The following is a 19026-nucleotide window of genomic DNA, read 5'->3' as shown; positions in this document are numbered from 1 at the left end:
CCGCGGCACATTTTTCTGCTTTTCTTTTTACCGCTTCAGCAGCTGCCTGCCCCGCAGGATGACCCGGATACCTTGTCTTTTTAAGGAGATAGCCTGTTTGTAAAGCGCATCTTCATCCCGTCGTTTCCGGTAAGCGGCAAAAATGTTCTTGTGAGAAAGAATGCCGGTGACTTGCTTGCGGGCATCGTGTGTGACGACCGGCAGCACGTCCGTATGGTATTTGTCCATGATGTCCACGGCGATGCTCAGCTCATTGTCTTCGTAGATATAGGGTACATTGCCTTTGATCAGCGATTCCACCGGTGCGTCATCCGCATATTGCTTTCCAAAGATATCGGCCCGTTTGATCACGCCCAGCAGATGGCCGTCGTGGTCCACCAGCACCAGCGTGGTGCTTTCTTCCTGGCTGGCATTGGCCTTGATCCATTCCCGCGCTTCCTTGATGCTGTTCTCCCCGCTCAGCACATTATGATCCCCGTGCAGCACTTCTTTGACCCGTACTTTCTGCAGGATATCGGGTTCGTAGGAGTCGGGGGCGTGGACGCCGCGTCGCTCGATCTTCTCGGTCATGATGCTGCCCCGCTTCATGAGGAAGAAGGATACGAAATAGGCGGCCGTGCAGGCGCAGAGCAGCGGCAGCAGCCCGTGTGTCTGGCCGGTGGTCTCCAGTGCGAATACGATAGAGGTGAGCAGGGCGCGGGAAGCGCCGGCAAACATCGCGGCCATGCCGATCAGGGCGGCGGTGGCGATGTTGATATCGCTTCCGGGAAAGATGTTCAGCGTAAGCATGCCGAGCAGCGCCCCCATGCCTCCGCCGATGGTAAACAAGGGGGCCAGGGTACCGCCCGAAGTGCCGCTCCCCAGGGAGATGGCCCAGGAAATATATTTCAGGATACAGAGGGCCAGCAATACTTTCAGGGAAAGCGAGCCGGTCAGCAGGTGACGGATATTGTCGTAGCCAACCCCCATGGTTTCGGGGGCGAAATAACCGATGACGCCTACCGCCACCGCGCCGAGGGCGGGCCACCACATCCAGTGTATGGGCAGCCGTTCAAAAAGGTCTTCTATGGCATATACGCTTTTGGATATAGCCGCTGCAGCCACCCCGACCAGCAGACCCATAATAGTATAGGTCAGCAGCGCCATGCTGTCCGGCGAGGGAATAGCGGGCATCTGGAAAACGGGGGCCGATTCGAAAAAGACGAAATGTACCCCGGCGCCGGTAGCGCAGGACAGCGCTACGGGGATGATGGAACGGGGGGAAAACTCAAAAAGCAGGAGCTCGATGGCCAGCAATACGGCGGCGACCGGACTTCCGAATATGGCGGCCATGCCGGCGCAGGCGCCCGCTGCCAGCATGATCTTTCTTTCAGCCGCCGTGATCCGCATGATCTGACCGGTAAGCGATCCCAGCGCTCCCCCGGTGGCGATGATGGGACCCTCCGCCCCGAAGGGACCTCCCGTGCCGATGGATATGGCCGAGGATATCGGTTTCAGAAAAGTGATCAGGGGGTTGATACGGCTTTCGTTCAGCAGCACCTGCTCCATCGCTTCCGGAATGCCATGCCCGCGGATGCCGGCATGCCCGTAGCGGGCCATGATACCTACGATGATGGCGCCCAGCACCGGCACGACGATCACCAGCACACCGAGGTGTACGGTTGAAGGCGCGGCGGAGGCAAAGGTCCATTCCCCGTAAAAGGAGATATTGGTAATAAGGTTGATGAGGGCGACCAGTATTTTGGCGATGACCCCGATGATCAGGGCGTTGAAGATGGCCTGCAGGCTAAGGTAAAATATCCGCTTGTTTACAACAGGCTCTTTGGTTTGCAGGTCTTTATCCAGGAAATTGGTATCTAATGATAAGCTGACAGGGATAGCGTCTTCCCCCTGTCCGGGAACTGAATTTTCAGGCATGTACAAAAAATGATTTTAAAAGGCTTCTGCCTTGGCGCTGTTGCTTCCCAGATAGCAAGCATGAGCAGCATGCGCGACCGGATGTCTTCAGGGCAAAAACAGGTGAATATGGTCCTGGATGGATTATTCCTCCGATCTTCCGGCAGAATTGCACTGCAAAGTAACGACAATAGCGGTAAAAAAGCAAATCATCCCGCTTCAGGGGACTCGGGAGAAGCATCCCGCTCAAGCTTCCGCCGGAGCGCCTGGTATTTTTCCTCGTTGCGCTCCCAGCGGAACCGGCCCCGGAAGATGCTGTAGAAAAGCGCGATAAAAAAGGTGCCGGTACAGATCAGCACGAGGTCTGTTTTGCCGATCATGGCTTTGTTGCGTGCGCCCTCCATGAGGAAGAACAGGATCATGGGCAGCGCAAACAGCAGTCCTATCGGAAGGCTGTCAAACAGCTGACTGGTCCATTTCCGCTTTTTTTCCCGGTGAGCTTCCCAGTAATCGTAAAATCCTTTTTCCTGCGCGTTTAGCATAACATATGGTGGTAAGACCAGCAAAGATACGAAGGAATACAGCTTAATCCCCCGATGGGGGAGCCTGCTTTCCGGAATCGGCATGGGCAGCGGTATGATGGAGGCTTTCCCGATAGGCTTTTGCGCTCAGGGGCTCCTTCCTGCGATTGCCTTCTTCATCGAACTGCCGGGAAAGATACCATTCCGTTTCGCCCCGCAGCAGCATGACCGCGATGATCACCGTGCCGGCGGTAAGCAGGTAAAACCAGTAGCTTTGCGCATCGAATACATAACCCGCGCCCAGGCCAAGCAGCAGCAGGAAAAGGGCCAGCTTCACCGAAAAAAGGGCGGCAAAGCGGTTGGCGCTGCGCCAGGTATCGGCGTTTCTCCGGGCCAGGTAGCTGTGGTAGCCGTAAAAAGCTCTCCGGTTTCGCGGGGGAAAGCAGAGCATCAGCCCGCCCAGGCATAATAACAGCAGGCCTGCCAGTATATCGGCATTAAAGAAGGTGCTATGCCATATTTTTTCCATGGCCCTTGTACTTGAGAAGTAATTTACGAAATTATTTTGATTTTCGGGTTATCGTATTTTTGTGCCTCTAAACCGATCACGCCATGACGCCGGAACGTATAAAACGATTGACCACGGTGCTGGATAAACGCCAGCAAAACCTTACTGTGGTGCTGGAAAATGTAACCGACCCGCATAATATCTCAGCAGTAATGCGTACCTGCGATGCCGTGGGCATCCAGGATATCTATGTGCTCAACACCCGCATACCGCCCCATCGCAAATGGGGTGCCAAGAGCTCGTCCAGCGCGGCAAAATGGCTGACCATTCATCAGTATACGGATATGGAAACCTGCCTGGGCGACTTGCGGAAAAGATACGAAAAGATATATACCACCTGTCTCTCGGAAGATTCTGTTCAACTGTATGATATGGACCTTACGGGTTCGCTGGCGCTTGTGTTTGGGAATGAGCATGACGGCGTAAGCGCGGAGATAAGTGCGGCAGCCGACGGTAACTTTATCATTCCGCAGGTGGGCATGATCCGCTCCCTCAATATATCGGTGGCCTGTGCGGTGACCCTTTATGAAGCTTTTCGCCAGAAAAGCGCCGCCGGACATTACCGGGAGCCGGCGCTCTCACCGGAAAACTATGCACAGCTCAGGAAGCAGTGGGAAGCGTGAATTCATATCCTCTCTTTTTCCTCCGCCGCAATCCGCCGGTCGGCTGTAGCTCTGACCATCTCTATGCTGGCGTTGAGCTCGAAACCGATGAGCAGCACCAGCGAGTTCAGGAATATCCACAGCATCAGTACGAGAATGGACCCGATGGATCCGTAAATCCGGTTATAGCTGTTGAAGTGATTGACGAAATAGGAGAAGCCGAGGGTGGTCAGGATGATCAGGATGGTGGCCAGCGTGGACCCGGCGGTGATGAACTTCCAGCGTTTCTGTGTGGCCGGCCCGTAGGTATAGATGGCGGATATAATGGTAAAGAACAACAGGATAATGATCAGCCACCGGGTCAGGTTCACAGAAAAGATGAAGAGGGTGTTGGTGACGCCGAGCCAGTCGAACAGGTATTGAAAAATGGCCCGTTGGCCGATGATCAGGCAAAGGCTTACCACCACCACCAGCAGGAGCAGCAAGGTAAGCCGGATGGCCATCCAGCGGCGCTGAAAGGCGGTACGGGTCCGGAAAGTAATATGCCCCTTGTCAAACGAATGCATGATGCCGATGACGGCATTGGAAGAGGAAAAGATACCCAGGAAAAAAGCCAGGGAGAGCAACCCCGTACGCTGGGTATTCAGAAAATCATACACCACATCGTGGATGATCTGGTAAGTGCTCATATTGGGCGTAATATCGGCCAGCACCTGGTAGATGGTGGATTCGGTATTTTTAAGCGGTATATAGGGCAGGAGGGTAAACAGAAACATGCAGGTAGGGGGGATGGCGAGCAGGAAATTGAAGGAGATGGCTGCCGCACGGTCCGTCAGCCGGTCTTTTTTTATTTCCTGAAAAAAGAAGCTTATCGCATCATACAGGGGAATACCTTCAAAGCCCGGTAATACCAGTCGCTTGCTTTTTTGTACCACGCCATACACGGGTTTCCAGCCGAGCAGTATTTTTTTGAGATTGAGCATAAGGCAAAGCGTACTGTTTTCCGGTTGCGGTCCTCAATGAATAGCCAGGCTGTCCAGGGCTTTCTGATAACGCCGGGCATTCCTCAGGTGTTCCGCATAAGTGGCGGCAAACACATGCCGCCCTGAGAAATCCGCGCTGGCGCAAAAGTAAAGATATTCCGTATGGGAGGCCCGCAGCACGGCATCAATGGTTTTGATGGAAGGGGTGCAGATGGGTCCCGGAGGCAGCCCGGCATAAAGATAGGTATTATAGGGAGAGTCGAAACCTGTTTGTTTGCCGGTGATCCTGCGCAGTGAAAAGTTGCCTACGGCAAATTTTACAGTAGGGTCTGCAGAAAGACGCATGCCGCTGCGCAGCCGGTTGAGGTATACGCTTGCGATCAGGGGTTTCTCTCCGTTGTTGTTGGTTTCTTCTTCTATGATGGAGGCCAGGATATATACCTGCGGGATCGTCAGACCCAGGGAGTCGGCTGCCGTTTTGCGTTTGTCGGTCCAGAACTTGCGGGCCTCCTTTGCCAGACGGTCATATAGGTCCTCGGCGCCGGTATTCCAGAAAAACTCGTAGGTATTGGGGATGACAGCGCAAAGGGCGGTGTTGGTATCCAGACCGTACCGGCGCAGGTATACCGGATCCCGGAGCAGGACCCGCAGGGTATTGGAATCTGCTTCCAGCCGGGTGCTGACGAAGGCCACAAAATCTTCGCGGGTGCGGAGCTTGTTGATGACCAGCTTTACGGGCATTTGTCGTCCCGAATGGAGGAGCTTTACAATTTCCAGGTTGCTCATCCCGGTTTTTATTTCGTAACGGCCCGCCTTTACGTGTTCGGGATAATCCGCCTGCCTCGCCAGCCAGTCGAAGCTGTTGATGCTTTTCACGATATCCTGGTCTTTCAGGGCCTTTAATACCTGGGCATAGGAGGAGCCGGTATGGATATAAAAATAGCGCTGGTCATGGAAAGGGGCCGTATTGGGGGCCAGGATGCGGTAGGCGAAAAAGATACCGGTAGCGATGATAAGACTGAGTACGGAAAACAGGACGATTGTTTTCCATGGTTTTCCGGGTTTTCTCTTTCTGCTGCTTTTTTTTGCCATACGGATCGGTTAGGCGTGTCCGGTTTATCGGGTGATTTGCTAAAATAGTTAAAATACCGCAGAGGTTCAGAGAGGCAATAAAAAACCCCGTCTTCGCGGACGGGGTCATGACCGGGATACCCGGAAGATTATTTTTGATCGGAAGCGGGCGCTGCAGGTTGTGCGCCGTTGCCGTTAGCGGGTTGTGCAGCCGGCTGCGATCCCTGCTGGGGCTGGGCGGCTCCCGGGAAAGGAGCGGCGGGCGCCTGTGCGGGAGCAGGCAGGCTGTTTACATTTTTCTCCATGATGCTTTTCTGCTGTACGCCGGTTCCCGCGCGAGGCAGGAAAAAGGAAGACGCCAGGCAGAGCGCACCGATAATGACGGCCAGGATCCAGGTACCTCTCTCCAGGATATCGGTAGTCTGGCGCACCCCCATCACCTGATTGCTGAATCCGCCGAAGGTGCCCGAAAGGCCGCCTCCCTTGGGATTCTGTATCAGCACAAACAAACCCAGCAACACAGAAGCCACGATAATCAGGATGCCAAAGAATATCAACATAATATCAATGCGCTTTTTTTAAGGACTCGATTTTGGCGGCAAAGTAACTCTTTTTTCCGGGATTGAGCAAACTTAATTTTTCATAGATGGCAATGGCCCGGGCGGGCTGCCCCTGCCGGATGCGCACCTCCGCCATGGCCTCGGTCACCACGTCGTCGCGGGAGGCTACCGAGGAATCTGCCATGGCCTTTACATGCCCGGAAGCCTGGTTTTCGCGGGTCATCGCTGCTTCGCGTTCTTCGGGCTGCAGGTCGGGGTCCACCGCGCCCTGGGGCCGTTTAAGGGTGCGCAGCCAGTCCGTAAAGCTGAGCAGCTGGGCCATGGTCGGCTTTTTGCCGTCGGCCGCCGCCGTATCGGAAAGCTTTACACCCGCATAGGCAAAGTAATCTTCTGCATACAAAGGCTGTATCAGGGCGTCGGTTTTGTCTTTCCCGCCCGGTCCCTCCAGCACGGGGGCATGGACAAAAACCCGCAGCAGCAAAGGGTAGCAGCTGAAGAGACTGGCCCTGCCGAGGGATTTGCCGCCGTCTGCCGTCTCCCGGCTTTTCCGGGCCAGCCACCAGTATGCCGGCGCAAAATAAGGATACTGCGCTATGGTCTGTTCCAACGCGGCGGAAGAAATATCCCCGTCATTACGGGCATCCAGTATCTGTTCGGCTAATTCGGACATGGCGGGCTTATTCTGAATGCTTTGTTCAAAGTTAAGAAAACGGAGCGGTTACCAGTTGACAAAAGCTTTGTTAAAAATGTCGTCTACCAGCTGTTTGTTGATATCCGTCACCAGGTTATCCTGTACCTCCGTTACCGAGCGGCTGGCCGGAAAGTCGGCGGAGCGGGAGAACGATTGCGAGAAGTTGGCTTTGGGATTCAGCTTTGACTTGAAATCGATATTTACCGTAATGGTCAGCCGGGAGGTGGCGGCCTGTTCCACATTGGTGACGGCTGCATTCGATACGGCATAACCGGTAATGGCGCCGCTGAAGATGTAATCGGCTTCGTCTGAATTTACCTGCGCCAGCCTGGACTGGGAGGTGATCTTGGTACGCAGCCCCTCGGTCAGCTTCTGGCTCAGGGTGGGGTTGTTGTAGGGCGCCTTGTTTTCGATAAAATGCACATTTACCGTCTTGGCAGCCGGGTCGATGCTGGCGCCGTTAAAGCTGTATATCCCGCAGGACGAAAGCAACATTAATATGCCGGCCAGGAATATAGCGGGGCCCGTGTAAAAGAGACGCGGATTTATCTTCATTATGCGATTTCTGGTTTGAGGTTGCCGGTACTGTTGTTTAAGGTTTGAGGTCTAAAGTACCGTTCCGGGCAGATAAACCTTAGACTTTAGACCTTGAACTTTAAATTTTCTATGATTACTTCATCAACAAATCTCCAAATCATCAAATTATCAAATGCCTTTCATTCGGCAATATCGTATTCTTTCAGCTTGCGGTAGAGGGTTCTTTCGGAAATGCCCAGGTCGGATGCTGCATCTTTCCGCTTGCCCCGGTGCTTTTTCAGCGCCTTGACGATCAGCTCTTTTTCCTTGTCTGCTATGGAGAGGCTTTCTTCCACCTCCTCGTGCTGGTCTATCTTGTCCTGCGGAAGAATAATGGGCCGGGAGGAGCTGAGGGCGGCCGGCGGCGTTTCGCCCCCTCCCTGGTGATACGCATGCTCGGGCATGAGCCGCTCGGGATGGAAGTCCTCCTGCTGCACGATCTGGGGGTTGCGGATGATGTCGAAAAACATCTTTTTCAGTTCCGTTACATCCTTTTTCATGTCAAAGAAAAGCTTGTACAGGATATCCCGTTCGGAGGAGAAGGTGCTGTCCTGCTTGTCGCGGTGGGTAGAGAGCACCGGAAGCCGGCTGGCATATTCCGGAAGGAAATGCCGGAGCTCTTCGGCGGTGACGGTCTTGTCCCGGCTGAGTACAGATATCTGTTCGGCGATATTTTTCAGTTCCCGGATGTTTCCCGGAAAGGGGTAGTTCACCAGCAGCTGCATGGCTTCTTCATTGAGCTGCACGGGTGCGCTGTGATAGCGTTCGGAAAAATCCACGCAGAACTTGCGGAACAGCAGCGGGATATCTTCTTTCCGCTCCTGAAGGGCCGGTACGCGGATGGGTACCGTGCTGAGCCGGTAGTAAAGATCCTCCCTGAATTTCCCCGCCTGAGTCAGCTCCAGCAGGTCTTTGTTGGTGGCGGCGATGACGCGGACATCGGTCTTCTGCACCTTGGAGGACCCTACGCGGATATACTCCCCGGTTTCCAGCATGCGCAACAGCCGGGCCTGGGTGCCGAGGGGCATCTCACCGATCTCATCCAGAAAGATGGTGCCGCCGTTTACCGTTTCAAAATATCCCTTCCGGCTGTCCAGCGCTCCGGTGAATGATCCCTTTTCGTGACCAAAAAGCTCCGAATCGATCGTGCCTTCGGGGATGGCGCCGCAGTTGACCGCAATAAAAGGATTATGCTTACGGCCGCTGAGCGTATGAATGATCTGCGAGAACGCTTCCTTTCCCACCCCGCTCTGCCCCATGATCAGTACGGTCAGGTCGGTAGCGGCTACCTGCATGGCCACGCTGAGCGAATAGTTCAGCGCGGAGCTGTTGCCGATGATGCCGAAGCGGTTCTTTATGCTTTGAAGGTCTGACATTAAATGGATAAGTTATGGATAATGGCCTGAATTTCTTCTTCCAATCGGGGTAGATGCTTTGTCACAATGATCCAGATTGTAGCATGATCTATCAGATCATAATCATGAACCAGGATATGCCGAAGTCCGATAATCTTCTTATGGTCGGATATTCCTGTCAGAGAGCTATCTTTTTTTTTAATTTGGTGCAGCGCCTCGCCTATAATGGCCAGCCGTCTTTCAACAGCATCGGTGACCGTTGGATTATGCATAAACAGTTTTAAGGAAGGTGTATCTTTTATATGATGCGTGATCGCATGAATTGAATCGAGCACATCATATAAATATTTAACGGCCTCAGGCTTCATAAAGCTTTACCTTTTCCTTGTTTACTGTTTCCAGAAAGTATTTGTTCAGTATCCTTTCTTCGGCGACCAAGTCTACTTTTTTATCAAGGATTTTCTCCAGCCGGAATAACAAATCAAAATAGTCATAAGTTGTCTGAGGCAAACCGGTTTCATCTTTTTTAAAGCTATACAGAAAATCCAGATCACTTTCCTGGTTAAAATCCTTTTCCCGGGTGGCCGATCCGAATAGATATAAGGAACTTACCTGTAGCTCCTTACAGGTCTGAATAATGGCGTCGAGATTATTTTTTACGATATTGACCATGGTTATGCTTTTATCATCTCTCCGATCAGGGTGGCGCCGGTGCAGCCGGTGATTTTTACCTGCACATAGGTTCCTTTTCCGGTACCTTCCGCTTTGGGGAACACCACCATCCGGTTCTGGTCGTTGCGCCCGCACCAGTCGCCTGCGCTGCGCTTGGAATCCCCCTCGATCAGCACCAAACAGGTTTTCCCTATTTCCTGCTGCATCTTTTCGAGCGCCCGCTGCCGGTGCAGCTCCACGATTTCGGCAAGTCGGCTTTTCTTGACCTCCTCCGGGATATCGTCCGCATAGCGCCGGGCGGCAAGCGTGCCGGGCCGTTCGGAGTAAAAGAACATATAGGCGAGATCGTAGCCCACCGTTTTCATCAGGCTGAGCGTCTCGCGATGATCTTCCTCCGTTTCGGTACAGAAGCCCGTGATGATGTCGGTGGATATGCCGCAGTCCGGCATGATCTCCCGGATCCGCTTTATCTTGGCCAGGTACCATTCCCGGGTATAGGTGCGGTTCATCAGCTGCAGTATCCGTGTGCTGCCGCTCTGGACGGGCAGATGGATGTATTTGCAGATATTGCCGTACTGCGCCATGGTATGCAGCACTTCGTCGGTGATATCCTTGGGATGAGAGGTGCTGAACCGTACGCGGAGCAGCGGATCGATCTCCGCCACCCGGGCGAGCAGTCCCGCGAAGGTGAGCGTTCCGTCCCAGTAATAAGAATCCACATTCTGCCCCAGCAGGGTCACCTCCCGGTAGCCTCTGTCAAACAGCTCGCGGCATTCGCGGATAATGGATTCCGGATCGCGGCTGCGCTCCCGCCCGCGGGTAAAGGGCACCACGCAGAAGCTGCACATATTGTTGCACCCCCGCATGATGGATACGAAGGCGGTAACACCGTTACTGTCCAGCCGTACCGGGCTGATATCGGCATAGGTCTCCTCCCGGCTCAGCAGCACATTTACCGCTTTCTGCCCCCCGCCGGCTTCCTCTACCAGCGCGGGGAGGGTACGGTAGGCATCCGGCCCTATTACGAGGTCTACCAGCTTCTCCTCCTCCAGCAGGCGGGCCTTCAGCCGTTCGGCCATGCAGCCCAGCACGCCGATGAGCATGCCGGGATGCTCTTTTTTTACGGTATTAAAAGCCTGCAGCCGGTTGCGTACCGTCTGTTCCGCCTTCTCGCGGATGGAGCAGGTATTGATCAGTACAAGATCGGCTTCCGTGTAGTTGACCGTGGCCCCATAGCCCTGCTGCTGCAGGATGGAGGCTACGATCTCGCTGTCATTGAAGTTCATCTGGCAGCCGTAGCTTTCTATATAAAACCTTTTACCGGCCGCTACAGGTATCTGTACGCCCTCAAAAGCTTCCCCCTGACGGCGCTCGTCTATATTTTTTGTCGGAATCTCAAACATGCTTCACCGTTAAACCGTGTGCAAAGATACTGGAAAATATGAGGAAATGACAGAATGGCAGGGTGTTTTTGGGCCGACAGGCGTTGAACCTGTCGGCCGGAAGGCTTTTGGGAATAATCGCTGTAAAAGATGATATTAATACGGGGAAGCCGTTATTTCCGCATCTGTTTGTAAGCGTTGATCAGGCCATTGGTAGAGGAGTCGTGGGAGCTGACCGCTTCGTCCTGCAGCAGCTCGGGCAGGATCTTTCCCGCCAGCTGTTTGCCCAGCTCCACGCCCCACTGATCGAAGCTGAAGATGTTCCAGATCACGCCTTGCACAAAGATCTTATGCTCATACAGCGCAATCAGGTTCCCCAGGGTATAGGGGGTAATCTCTTTGAGCAGGAAAGAGTTGGTCGGGCGGTTGCCGCTGAACAGCTTGTAGGGCAGCAGCTGCTCGATCTCCGCTTCGGTCTTTCCCAACTGCTCCAGCTCGGTACGCACCTCTTGTTCCGTTTTGCCATTCATCAGCGCTTCGGTCTGGGCGAAAAAGTTGGCCAGCAGCTTGGGATGATGATCCCCGATGGGGTTATGGCTGATGGCGGGAGCGATAAAATCGCAGGGGATCAGCCGGGTGCCCTGATGAATGAGCTGATAAAAGGCGTGCTGTCCGTTGGTGCCGGGTTCCCCCCAGATGATAGGGCCGGTGGAATATTCTACCGGATGCCCGTTGCGGTCTGCGCTCTTACCGTTGCTTTCCATGTTGCCCTGCTGGAAATAGGCTGCAAAGCGATGCATATACTGATCGTAAGCCAGGATGGCTTCCGTTTCCGAGCCGAAGAAATTGCTGTACCAGATGCCCAGCAGCGCCATGATGACGGGGATGTTTTCGGCGAAAGCGGTTTCCTGGAAATACCGGTCTACTGCATGTCCGCCCCGCAGCAGCTGCTCGAAATGATCATAGCCGATGGTCAGCACGATGCTCAGACCGATGGCCGACCATAGGGAATAACGGCCGCCGACCCAGTCCCAGAACTCAAACATGTTCTCCGGGTCGATGCCGAACTTCTCCACTTCCGGCCGATTGGTGGAGAGGGCCACAAAATGCTTTTTGATCATAGACTCGTCTCCCGCGCTTTCGAGAAACCAGCGCCGGGCCGTATGGGCGTTGGTCATCGTTTCCTGTGTGGTGAAGGTCTTGGAAGCGATGAGGAAAAGCGTTTCTTCAGGATTTATCTTTTTCAGCGTTTCCGCAATATGGGTGCCGTCGATGTTGGAGACAAAATACGGCTGCATATCTGCTTTCCAGTAAGGCCGGAGCGCTTCCGTCACCATTACCGGGCCGAGGTCCGATCCGCCGATGCCGATATTGACGATATATTTTATTTTTTTGCCGGTATACCCCTTCCATTCGCCGCTGTGGACTTTTGCGGAGAAGGTCCGCATCTTTTGCAATACGGTGCGGACGGCGGGCATCACATCTTCGCCGTTATCATAAACGGGAGTATCCGAAAGGTTGCGGAGGGCGGTATGCAGCACGGCGCGGTCTTCGGTGCGGTTGATATGTTCCCCGCCGAACATGGCGGCGATGGCCTCTTTCACCTTGCATGCTTCCGCCAGCTCCAGCAGCAGCTCTATCGTTTCTTCGGTATGGATATTTTTGGAATAGTCAAACAGGATATCTTCAAACCTGAGGGTATATTTCTCAAAGCGCTGCGGGTCCTGGGCAAACAGCTTACGGATGTGCGCGCCGTGCATCCAGTCGGCGTGTTCTTTCAGCTTTTTCCAGGCGTCGGTGCGGGTAGGGTCTGTGTTCGGGAACATAGCTATTGATTTTTGCGATGATAAAGGTAAGCGGTGTAAATTTAATATGGAATAGAAATCAGCGGGCATTGTCAAAATAACAAATGATTTTTATAAATTGACGGCATATAAAAGGGAGGGTTATGAGAAAGCATGTTTTGATACTCGTATATGTTGTCTTTGCGCTGACGCCGCTGACCGCTCAACGCCGGATGCCCGGGGTGAGGACGGATATTCCTCTCGACTCCATCCGTCTGAGCGATCCTTTTATTCTGGCGGACAAACCGACAGCGACCTACTACATGACCGGCACCGGCGGGATGATATGGAAAAGCCGTGATTTAAAGCGGTGGACCGGCCCCTTCCGTGCGGTGAGCTTCAATCCGCATTCGTGGATGGGCGCCCGCCCCATGATCTGGGCGGCGGAGCTCCACCATTATCACGGTAAATATTATTACTTTGCCACCTTCACCAACGCTGCCATCAAGATCGACACCTTCAGGGGAAGGGTAATTGATCGGCGCGCCTGTCATATTCTGGTCAGCGATCGCCCCGACGGCCCCTATGTTCCCATGGCGGATTCCATATATCTGCCGGCCGATAAATCTACTTTGGATGCAACATTCTGGATCGAAAATGACATGCCTTATATGATCTACTGTCATGAGTGGCTGCAAAACTGGAACGGTACCGTGGAGAAAATCCGGCTCAAACCTGATTTAAGCGGTTCCGTGGGCGAAGGGAAAGTGCTGTTCAGGGCAAGCGATTCTCCCTGGAGCCGGGAAGAGCTGAACGGTAAGGTTGTTCCCAACCGGGTCACGGATGGGCCGTTTGTCTTCCGTACGCAAACCGGCAGGCTCGGGATGTTGTGGACAAGCTGGGTGTTCAATGTTTACACCCAGGGGGTGGCCTATTCGGCAAGCGGTACCTTAGCGGGTCCCTGGATACAGGAGAAAGCGCCCATCACCCCGCCCAACTTTGGTCACGGCATGCTCTTTCGCAGTTTCGACGGAAAGCTCCTTATGGCGATCCATAGTCACCGGGTAGATGAAAAAGGCCATACTATCCGCATTCCCTGTCTTTTTGAGATGGATGATTCCGGGGATAAGCTGGTGGTAAAAAAACGGTATCAGCCAAAGTGATCGTCCGGCGATGCAGAGAGAAAAAATATCGCTCATGATTCAAATAAGATTTCTATGAACAAGTATACATCATGCTTACGCCGGAACCGTTCCTGGCGTTTTGGGGCTGTTCTTTTGCTTTTCACGGGCGTATATAATGGATATGGTCAGGTAAGCCAGCAGGATTACCGGCTGGTATGGTCCGATGAGTTCAACGATGACGGGGCTCCCGACACCACCGTATGGGGATTTGAACATGGGTTTGAGCGTAATCACGAAGACCAGTGGTATCAGTCCGAGAACGCCCGTTGCGAAAACGGCAAGCTGATCATTGAAGCCCGGCGTGTTCATATCCCTAATCCGGATTACAGAGCAGGAAGCCGCAATTGGAAAACCAACAGAAAATGGATTGATTATACTTCTGCAAGCCTGAATACACGCCGGCATAAAAGCTGGCAGTACGGGAGGTTTGTGATGCGGGCAAAGATCGATACGGCAGACGGCCTGTGGCCTGCGTTCTGGACCCTTGGCATAAGTAAGCCCTGGCCGTCCGATGGCGAGATCGACATTATGGAATATTACCGCCGGCATCTTTTGGCCAATATTGCCTGCGGCACAGACCGGCCGGGTGTGGCCAAATGGTATAGCGTCAGAAAATTGATAAGCGATTTTCACACGAAAGACTGGAGCAGCCGATTTCATATCTGGCGGATGGACTGGGACGAAAAGGAAATTAAATTGTATGTGGATGATCTGCTGATGAATCAGGTGCCGCTGGACAGCCTGTATAATCCGGATGGAAGCAATCCGTTTATGCAGCCGCATTATATTTTAGTGAACCTTGCCATTGGCGGCGACAATGGCGGGAATCCGGATCGCACAGCATTCCCGAAACGATACGAGATTGATTACGTCAGGGTATATCAAAAAGAATAAGTGCTTTTTATTGGCTAATTTTATACAGAGCGTTTTAGCCGGATAACTTATGTCAGGATCATACAGCCAGCTGAAGGCCATGACCGCCATTGCCAGGGCCAGTCTGATCGCTACCTGGAGAAGTCCTACCTCGGTGGTCTTTGCCCTGCTTTTCCCGCTGATATTTGTCACCGTATTTGGCGCCATGGTGGATAGCGCTGCGGTAAAGGTAAAAATAGGGATATCTCCCGGGGCGGATACTACCGGTCCCATGTATAAGGCGGTGGAAAAGATCGGACTGTTTGACCTGCAGCGGGGAAAGGAGACGGCAGCGATGACGGAGGACCTGAAAAAGGGACGGCTCGACGGCATTCTCGATATTCGCACCGATACCGTTTCTTTTGGCGTTCCGCACTATACCTTCCGGCTTCAGCATTCCGAGGCAACGGTTTCCCGTTTGCCGCTGATCAGGGCTGCGCTGGAAGCGCTGACCACGCGGATCAACCAGCGGGCCTTTCCGCTGGCGCCTTCGGTAGCCTCCCTGCAGATAAGCCGTGTGCCGGGCCGTATCTACCGGCAGATCGATTTTATATTACCGGGGCAGCTGGGTTTTTCGCTGCTGATGGCCGGCGTTTTCGGATCGGCCTTTCTCTGGTTTAACCTGCGGGAGACGCTGGTGCTGAAGCGTCTTTTTGTTACGCCCGTCCGGCGTCCCTACCTTATAGCCGGAGAGATGCTGAGCCGGCTTTTTTTTCAGGTGATGTGTTTTATCATTATCGTGGCAGTCGGTCGTTTCGGTTTTCATTTTACCCTGGTGCACGGGTTATGGACTTTCCTGGAGATGCTGCTGGTATCGCTGTTCGGACTGATTATCTTTACCGGTACCGGGTTTATCATCAGCAGGATGATCAAAAACGAAAGCTCTATTGCGCCCGTGGCCAATACCCTGACGGTGCCGCAGATACTCCTCTGCGGACTGTTTTTCCCGGTTGAGCAGTATCCGGCCTGGCTGCAGTCTTTTTGTCATCTTTTGCCGCTGACCTTTTTTGTGGACAGCCTGCGCAAGATTGCCTTCGAAGGCTTACATATCTGGCAGATGCCGCTGGAGCTAACCGGCCTGGTAGCATGGACCCTGCTGGTAGCCGTGGTCACTGTCCGCGTCTTCCGGTGGGAATAAGGGCGGTCCGGCGGAATATTTATTTCCCGGAAAGTAAGGCGGTCTTTACAGAATCATATTCGTGCTGGGTTACCGCTCCGGCGTCGAGTAATTTTTTCCATTTCAGCAGTTCATCCGCTGTGCTGACCGCCGCCTGCGGAGCCGCTGCTTCGGAAGCTTGAGCTCTTCCGGAAAACTGCGACGGCGGGACGATCTCTCCCGCATTCACAGCATTGTCTATTTCAGCGGCAAAACGGCTCAGTTCGCCCAACTTCAGGATGGCAACAGCCTGCCAGCCGGCCCGCTTACTCCCCAACGGTTCAATGCTTTTTACAATGCCGTATCCGTTGGAGTATTGCGATTGCAGGTAAGCGCGATGTTCCATATCTGCAGAGGTGAGGCTGAAAAGATTGCCGGGATTCTGATAGATGAAGGCAAACCTTTTGGTGGGCAGCGAGCCCGTGCCGAAATGCAGGGTGTCTCCCTTTCTGATGGTCCAGCCCGAAGCCGTCGTATAGCCATGGGAGAGGACTTCTGCAGCCTCGTTTATACGCATGCCCTGTTTCAGCACAGTAGGCTGCGGATTGTCCTGGGCCCGGCAAAAGAAGGGGAGGAGGAGCAGTATAAGCAGAGGGCACATTTTCATAGCATAGGATTTGAAATAACGAATCTTGTTTTGTAAATATACTGAATTGGAAGAAGCGTGATATATTCCCGGGAGGGAAGGGGTAATTTGGGTCTCAAAGGGTAAAATATATTTGTTTTCAAAATGAAAACTTTTGCTATCTTTGTGGTATGAATATCATTGTTAAAAGGGCCATCCTGTACTACATAGATAAGTACCCGGAGGCAAGGACGCCCTTATTGACATGGTATAACGAATTTTTGAAGCATAATTTCAGTCATTTTAATCAACTAAAAGAAGTATACCGTAATGCCAGTATAGTGGCAAATAGCCGGGTGATTTTTAACGTTAAAGGTAATGATTACCGGTTAATAGTATCGGTGAACTTTAAGCAACAAGCTGCTTACATCATCTGGTTTGGAACCCATAGGGAGTACGACAGGATAAATGTCGAAACAATTAAGTTTAATGTGGCTATATTAAATTATAGAGAAAAGTAATGAACTGGAAAGTATTAAAAACGGAAAGTGCATACAAGAAGGCAGCTAAACGTGCCATGGCGATCTTTGAGGTTGGGGACGGAACGCCAGAAGCCGATGAATTAGCCCTGCTGCTGGTCCTGATAAAGGATTATGAGGATAAGCATATACGGATACCGGAAGTAAATCCGCTTGAAGTGATAAAGCTGAAAATGGAGGAAAGGGGTATGAAGGCCAAGGACCTGGAACCGATTATAGGCTCCAAAGGGCATGTTTCGTCTATTCTTTCCGGCAGGAGGGAGATAACCCTCAAAATGGCACAGCGGCTAAAAGACTTCTTTCAGCTCCCCGCTGACATTTTTTTCTCGGATACCCTGGACAATTTCACGCAGCAAAATGCGGGGGCCTTGTAATTACATCGTGCTAACAGAGCGGAAAACGAGATTCGAACTCGCGACCCTCAGCTTGGGAAGCTGATGCTCTACCAACTGAGCTATTTCCGCTTATTTGACTTTTGTTCAACTCCTGCAAAAAAGATATCCTGCACTTTTGCGACTCACCCTCTTTGTCTGCACAAAGATAGGTGATTTTGGGAATTTTCATATTCCGGAAACGTCCGGGAAAAAACTGCCCGTCGGGTCTTCCATGTCCTGCCAGTGGCAGGGGACAAACCCTCAGGAGGCCGTTCCCAGCGCAGCAGGTTCCTGCAGCCGCGAAGCCAGCCAGCTGTCTTTGACGGGCACCAGCCAGCGGCTTTCCAGCTCCTGCTTGCTCAGCACCGTATTGTTGAAGAAGAGCGTATTTTCGTCGATAAATCCCCGGCTGAAGGCATAGGCCACCTGCGACAGGGGCAGCATCTCGATCTGCTCTTTTACCCAAAAAGCGATCAGCAGACGGTCGAACAGGGCCGCCTCATACTGCCGGGCAATACTTTTGATAAGACGTACCGAACTGTCCGTACTGCAGCCGCTGACCCCGGTCCGGGATTCATCCGCCATCAGGATGATAAACCGGCCGAACAGCAGCTTTCCCCAGCCTTTCACGGAATCGCCGTGGGCATTCCATTGGGCGGTGAAGTGCAGGAGCTGCTCATTGATCTCCTTTTCCTCCTGTGCATTGAATGGCCGGTTGCTCTGGTATATCCACACCCGGGAGGCCGGGTGAAAATCCTGCGGCAACAGTGCCGTAATATCCTGGTTCATACCGCAAAGGTACGAATACCGGGCAGATAAGTCAGCCGCCCGGGAAGCGGTAATTTCCGGCTGCCCCGGGCTGGCGGACGGCTTTCTTGCCCGGACAGGACGGCGCAGGATGAAAGAATGCCGTTTTTTTGTATTTTTAGCCGTTTGCATCGGTTCCCCTGATTCGCCTGCCGGCAACCCGGCTGCAAATTATTCCCGTGGCGGGGATTTAAATGCACATGCAAAATGCAGACCTGCCTGTTGCGATTTTAGAAACGAAAAAAGAAATATTGGTAAAAGCGGTATAGATGCACGCTGATGTTACTCTGAACAAGGTATACCGGGAATATTATCCGTATCTTGCATCCATCGGACGCAAGCAGGGGTTTGATGCCGAAACCGTCAAGGATGTCATCAACCAGACTTTTCTGGTGCTGCTCGAAAAACAGGTGGAGCTCTCCGCCATTTATAACCTCAAATCTTTCCTCGCCACTACCTTCAGAAGAAAGCTGATTGATCTTTATCGCAGCGGACGGGTGCAGCAGAAGCGCCTGCACGGCTTTGCCGAAACTGCGGTACAGCCTTCCGTCGAATCCGTGCTCATCGAGGACCAGGCGTTTGCCGAGCTAAAGCTACAGCTGAAAACGGCTTATGAAAAGCTGCCGCGGCGCTGCAAGATGGTGATCTTCCTGAAATTTTACGAAGGGCTGGACAATGCACAAATTGCCGAACGAACCGGCTTGTCCATCCGGAGCGTATATAATAATCTTTCCCTGGCCATCCGCCTGCTCAGAGGAGACATGCAGGTGAGCAGAAACGATACCCGGACCCTTCTCCTGCTCCTTCCCTTGCTTTTTTTCTGAAAAT

The 19026-nt window shown here is 52.9% G+C and carries 22 protein-coding genes and 1 tRNA gene; 7 read left to right on the top strand and 16 right to left on the bottom strand.

All coding sequences use genetic code 11. The features are described from left to right. Positions 1-27 precede the first annotated feature (27 nt). The 3 genes from ABD851_RS10815 to ABD851_RS10805 all read right to left on the bottom strand — a co-directional run bounded on the left by ABD851_RS10815 (position 28) and on the right by ABD851_RS10805 (position 2946). Positions 28-1917, bottom strand: a complete 1890-nt coding sequence (locus ABD851_RS10815; protein WP_344979079.1) for a chloride channel protein — start codon at positions 1915-1917, stop codon at positions 28-30. A gap of 188 nt (positions 1918-2105) precedes the next feature. Continuing rightward, a complete protein-coding gene (locus ABD851_RS10810) occupies positions 2106-2438 on the bottom strand; it encodes a hypothetical protein (protein ID WP_344979077.1) in 333 nt (110 codons plus the stop codon). Between the two features lie 43 nt (positions 2439-2481). Then, positions 2482-2946, bottom strand: coding sequence for an SdpI family protein (locus tag ABD851_RS10805; protein WP_344979075.1), 465 nt, complete (start codon positions 2944-2946; stop codon positions 2482-2484). A gap of 83 nt (positions 2947-3029) precedes the next feature. Here ABD851_RS10805 and ABD851_RS10800 point away from each other — a divergent pair, with 83 nt between their 5' ends. Further along, on the top strand, positions 3030-3608 hold the full coding sequence (locus ABD851_RS10800) for a TrmH family RNA methyltransferase (RefSeq protein WP_344979073.1): 579 nt from the start codon (positions 3030-3032) through the stop codon (positions 3606-3608). A 2-nt stretch (positions 3609-3610) separates the two neighbouring features. Here ABD851_RS10800 and ABD851_RS10795 read toward each other — a convergent pair whose 3' ends face one another. The 10 genes from ABD851_RS10795 to pgi all read right to left on the bottom strand — a co-directional run bounded on the left by ABD851_RS10795 (position 3611) and on the right by pgi (position 12703). Then, the gene (locus tag ABD851_RS10795) at positions 3611-4570 is read right to left on the bottom strand and encodes a YihY/virulence factor BrkB family protein (protein ID WP_344979071.1); all 960 of its coding nucleotides are present in this window, start codon (positions 4568-4570) and stop codon (positions 3611-3613) included. A gap of 33 nt (positions 4571-4603) precedes the next feature. After that, positions 4604-5662, bottom strand: coding sequence for an endolytic transglycosylase MltG (gene mltG / locus ABD851_RS10790; RefSeq protein ID WP_344979069.1), 1059 nt, complete (start codon positions 5660-5662; stop codon positions 4604-4606). A 128-nt stretch (positions 5663-5790) separates the two neighbouring features. Beyond that, entirely contained in the window at positions 5791-6201 is a 411-nt protein-coding gene (gene secG, locus ABD851_RS10785) for a preprotein translocase subunit SecG (RefSeq protein WP_344979067.1), read from the bottom strand. Between the two features lie 4 nt (positions 6202-6205). Next, on the bottom strand, positions 6206-6871 hold the full coding sequence (locus tag ABD851_RS10780) for a hypothetical protein (RefSeq protein ID WP_344979065.1): 666 nt from the start codon (positions 6869-6871) through the stop codon (positions 6206-6208). 48 nt (positions 6872-6919) lie between these two features. Beyond that, a complete protein-coding gene (locus ABD851_RS10775; protein ID WP_344979063.1) occupies positions 6920-7447 on the bottom strand; it encodes an LptE family protein in 528 nt (175 codons plus the stop codon). Between the two features lie 161 nt (positions 7448-7608). Further along, entirely contained in the window at positions 7609-8844 is a 1236-nt protein-coding gene (locus ABD851_RS10770; RefSeq protein WP_344979061.1) for a sigma-54 interaction domain-containing protein, read from the bottom strand. After that, a complete protein-coding gene (locus tag ABD851_RS10765; RefSeq protein ID WP_344979059.1) occupies positions 8844-9191 on the bottom strand; it encodes a HepT-like ribonuclease domain-containing protein in 348 nt (115 codons plus the stop codon). The genes ABD851_RS10770 and ABD851_RS10765 overlap by 1 nt, the downstream gene beginning before the upstream one ends. Beyond that, positions 9181-9495, bottom strand: coding sequence for a nucleotidyltransferase family protein (locus ABD851_RS10760; protein WP_344979057.1), 315 nt, complete (start codon positions 9493-9495; stop codon positions 9181-9183). The genes ABD851_RS10765 and ABD851_RS10760 overlap by 11 nt, the downstream gene beginning before the upstream one ends. A gap of 2 nt (positions 9496-9497) precedes the next feature. Continuing rightward, the gene (gene miaB / locus ABD851_RS10755; protein ID WP_344979056.1) at positions 9498-10898 is read right to left on the bottom strand and encodes a tRNA (N6-isopentenyl adenosine(37)-C2)-methylthiotransferase MiaB; all 1401 of its coding nucleotides are present in this window, start codon (positions 10896-10898) and stop codon (positions 9498-9500) included. A gap of 152 nt (positions 10899-11050) precedes the next feature. After that, on the bottom strand, positions 11051-12703 hold the full coding sequence (pgi, locus tag ABD851_RS10750; protein WP_344979054.1) for a glucose-6-phosphate isomerase: 1653 nt from the start codon (positions 12701-12703) through the stop codon (positions 11051-11053). Positions 12704-12825: 122 nt separating this feature from the next. On the opposite strand from pgi, the gene ABD851_RS10745 reads away from it, so the two are divergent. Genes ABD851_RS10745 through ABD851_RS10735 form a run of 3 tightly spaced genes read left to right on the top strand, consistent with a single transcriptional unit; the run spans position 12826 to position 15895 of the window. Beyond that, a complete protein-coding gene (locus ABD851_RS10745) occupies positions 12826-13824 on the top strand; it encodes a glycoside hydrolase family 43 protein (RefSeq protein ID WP_344979052.1) in 999 nt (332 codons plus the stop codon). 54 nt (positions 13825-13878) lie between these two features. Continuing rightward, a complete protein-coding gene (locus ABD851_RS10740; RefSeq protein WP_344979050.1) occupies positions 13879-14739 on the top strand; it encodes a glycoside hydrolase family 16 protein in 861 nt (286 codons plus the stop codon). A 49-nt stretch (positions 14740-14788) separates the two neighbouring features. Further along, positions 14789-15895 (top strand): ABC transporter permease, encoded by a 1107-nt coding sequence (locus tag ABD851_RS10735; RefSeq protein WP_344979048.1) that lies wholly within the window; start codon positions 14789-14791, stop codon positions 15893-15895. Between the two features lie 19 nt (positions 15896-15914). Here the strand turns inward: ABD851_RS10735 and ABD851_RS10730 are convergent, their stop codons facing one another. After that, positions 15915-16520: a hypothetical protein gene (locus tag ABD851_RS10730; protein ID WP_344979046.1), complete on the bottom strand. Its 606-nt coding sequence runs from the start codon at positions 16518-16520 to the stop codon at positions 15915-15917. Between the two features lie 149 nt (positions 16521-16669). On the opposite strand from ABD851_RS10730, the gene ABD851_RS18030 reads away from it, so the two are divergent. Together ABD851_RS18030 and ABD851_RS10725 are read left to right on the top strand one after the other, a co-directional pair. Continuing rightward, on the top strand, positions 16670-16999 hold the full coding sequence (locus ABD851_RS18030) for a type II toxin-antitoxin system HigB family toxin (protein WP_425549951.1): 330 nt from the start codon (positions 16670-16672) through the stop codon (positions 16997-16999). Beyond that, positions 16999-17391: a helix-turn-helix domain-containing protein gene (locus tag ABD851_RS10725; RefSeq protein ID WP_344979044.1), complete on the top strand. Its 393-nt coding sequence runs from the start codon at positions 16999-17001 to the stop codon at positions 17389-17391. Before ABD851_RS18030 ends, ABD851_RS10725 begins: the two co-directional genes overlap by 1 nt. Before the next feature lie 17 nt (positions 17392-17408). Here the strand turns inward: ABD851_RS10725 and ABD851_RS10720 are convergent. Then, a tRNA-Gly gene (locus tag ABD851_RS10720) sits at positions 17409-17481 on the bottom strand. Positions 17482-17652: 171 nt separating this feature from the next. Then, positions 17653-18180, bottom strand: a complete 528-nt coding sequence (locus ABD851_RS10715) for a hypothetical protein (RefSeq protein WP_344979042.1) — start codon at positions 18178-18180, stop codon at positions 17653-17655. Positions 18181-18467: 287 nt separating this feature from the next. Here ABD851_RS10715 and ABD851_RS10710 point away from each other — a divergent pair, with 287 nt between their 5' ends. Continuing rightward, the gene (locus tag ABD851_RS10710) at positions 18468-19022 is read left to right on the top strand and encodes an RNA polymerase sigma factor (protein WP_344979040.1); all 555 of its coding nucleotides are present in this window, start codon (positions 18468-18470) and stop codon (positions 19020-19022) included. Positions 19023-19026 lie beyond the last annotated feature (4 nt).

Source organism: Compostibacter hankyongensis (genome assembly GCF_039541075.1).
GTDB lineage: Bacteria > Bacteroidota > Bacteroidia > Chitinophagales > Chitinophagaceae > Compostibacter > Compostibacter hankyongensis.
Note: the sequence above shows the minus strand (reverse complement) of the source record. Positions and strands in the feature narration are given on the sequence as shown.

Coding starts and splice junctions, on each gene's coding strand:
- ABD851_RS10745 (WP_344979052.1), top strand. CDS start 12,826: ATGAGAAAGCATGTTTTGATACTCGTATATGTTGTCTTTGCGCTGACG.
- pgi (WP_344979054.1), bottom strand. CDS start 12,703: ATGTTCCCGAACACAGACCCTACCCGCACCGACGCCTGGAAAAAGCTG.
- ABD851_RS10730 (WP_344979046.1), bottom strand. CDS start 16,520: ATGAAAATGTGCCCTCTGCTTATACTGCTCCTCCTCCCCTTCTTTTGC.
- ABD851_RS10780 (WP_344979065.1), bottom strand. CDS start 6,871: ATGTCCGAATTAGCCGAACAGATACTGGATGCCCGTAATGACGGGGAT.
- ABD851_RS10710 (WP_344979040.1), top strand. CDS start 18,468: ATGCACGCTGATGTTACTCTGAACAAGGTATACCGGGAATATTATCCG.
- ABD851_RS10715 (WP_344979042.1), bottom strand. CDS start 18,180: ATGAACCAGGATATTACGGCACTGTTGCCGCAGGATTTTCACCCGGCC.
- ABD851_RS10800 (WP_344979073.1), top strand. CDS start 3,030: ATGACGCCGGAACGTATAAAACGATTGACCACGGTGCTGGATAAACGC.
- ABD851_RS10740 (WP_344979050.1), top strand. CDS start 13,879: ATGAACAAGTATACATCATGCTTACGCCGGAACCGTTCCTGGCGTTTT.
- ABD851_RS10795 (WP_344979071.1), bottom strand. CDS start 4,570: ATGCTCAATCTCAAAAAAATACTGCTCGGCTGGAAACCCGTGTATGGC.
- mltG (WP_344979069.1), bottom strand. CDS start 5,662: ATGGCAAAAAAAAGCAGCAGAAAGAGAAAACCCGGAAAACCATGGAAA.
- ABD851_RS10775 (WP_344979063.1), bottom strand. CDS start 7,447: ATGAAGATAAATCCGCGTCTCTTTTACACGGGCCCCGCTATATTCCTG.
- ABD851_RS10725 (WP_344979044.1), top strand. CDS start 16,999: ATGAACTGGAAAGTATTAAAAACGGAAAGTGCATACAAGAAGGCAGCT.
- ABD851_RS10770 (WP_344979061.1), bottom strand. CDS start 8,844: ATGTCAGACCTTCAAAGCATAAAGAACCGCTTCGGCATCATCGGCAAC.
- ABD851_RS10735 (WP_344979048.1), top strand. CDS start 14,789: ATGTCAGGATCATACAGCCAGCTGAAGGCCATGACCGCCATTGCCAGG.
- ABD851_RS10815 (WP_344979079.1), bottom strand. CDS start 1,917: ATGCCTGAAAATTCAGTTCCCGGACAGGGGGAAGACGCTATCCCTGTC.
- ABD851_RS10810 (WP_344979077.1), bottom strand. CDS start 2,438: ATGCTAAACGCGCAGGAAAAAGGATTTTACGATTACTGGGAAGCTCAC.
- ABD851_RS10760 (WP_344979057.1), bottom strand. CDS start 9,495: ATGGTCAATATCGTAAAAAATAATCTCGACGCCATTATTCAGACCTGT.
- ABD851_RS10765 (WP_344979059.1), bottom strand. CDS start 9,191: ATGAAGCCTGAGGCCGTTAAATATTTATATGATGTGCTCGATTCAATT.
- miaB (WP_344979056.1), bottom strand. CDS start 10,898: ATGTTTGAGATTCCGACAAAAAATATAGACGAGCGCCGTCAGGGGGAA.
- secG (WP_344979067.1), bottom strand. CDS start 6,201: ATGTTGATATTCTTTGGCATCCTGATTATCGTGGCTTCTGTGTTGCTG.
- ABD851_RS10805 (WP_344979075.1), bottom strand. CDS start 2,946: ATGGAAAAAATATGGCATAGCACCTTCTTTAATGCCGATATACTGGCA.
- ABD851_RS18030 (WP_425549951.1), top strand. CDS start 16,670: ATGAATATCATTGTTAAAAGGGCCATCCTGTACTACATAGATAAGTAC.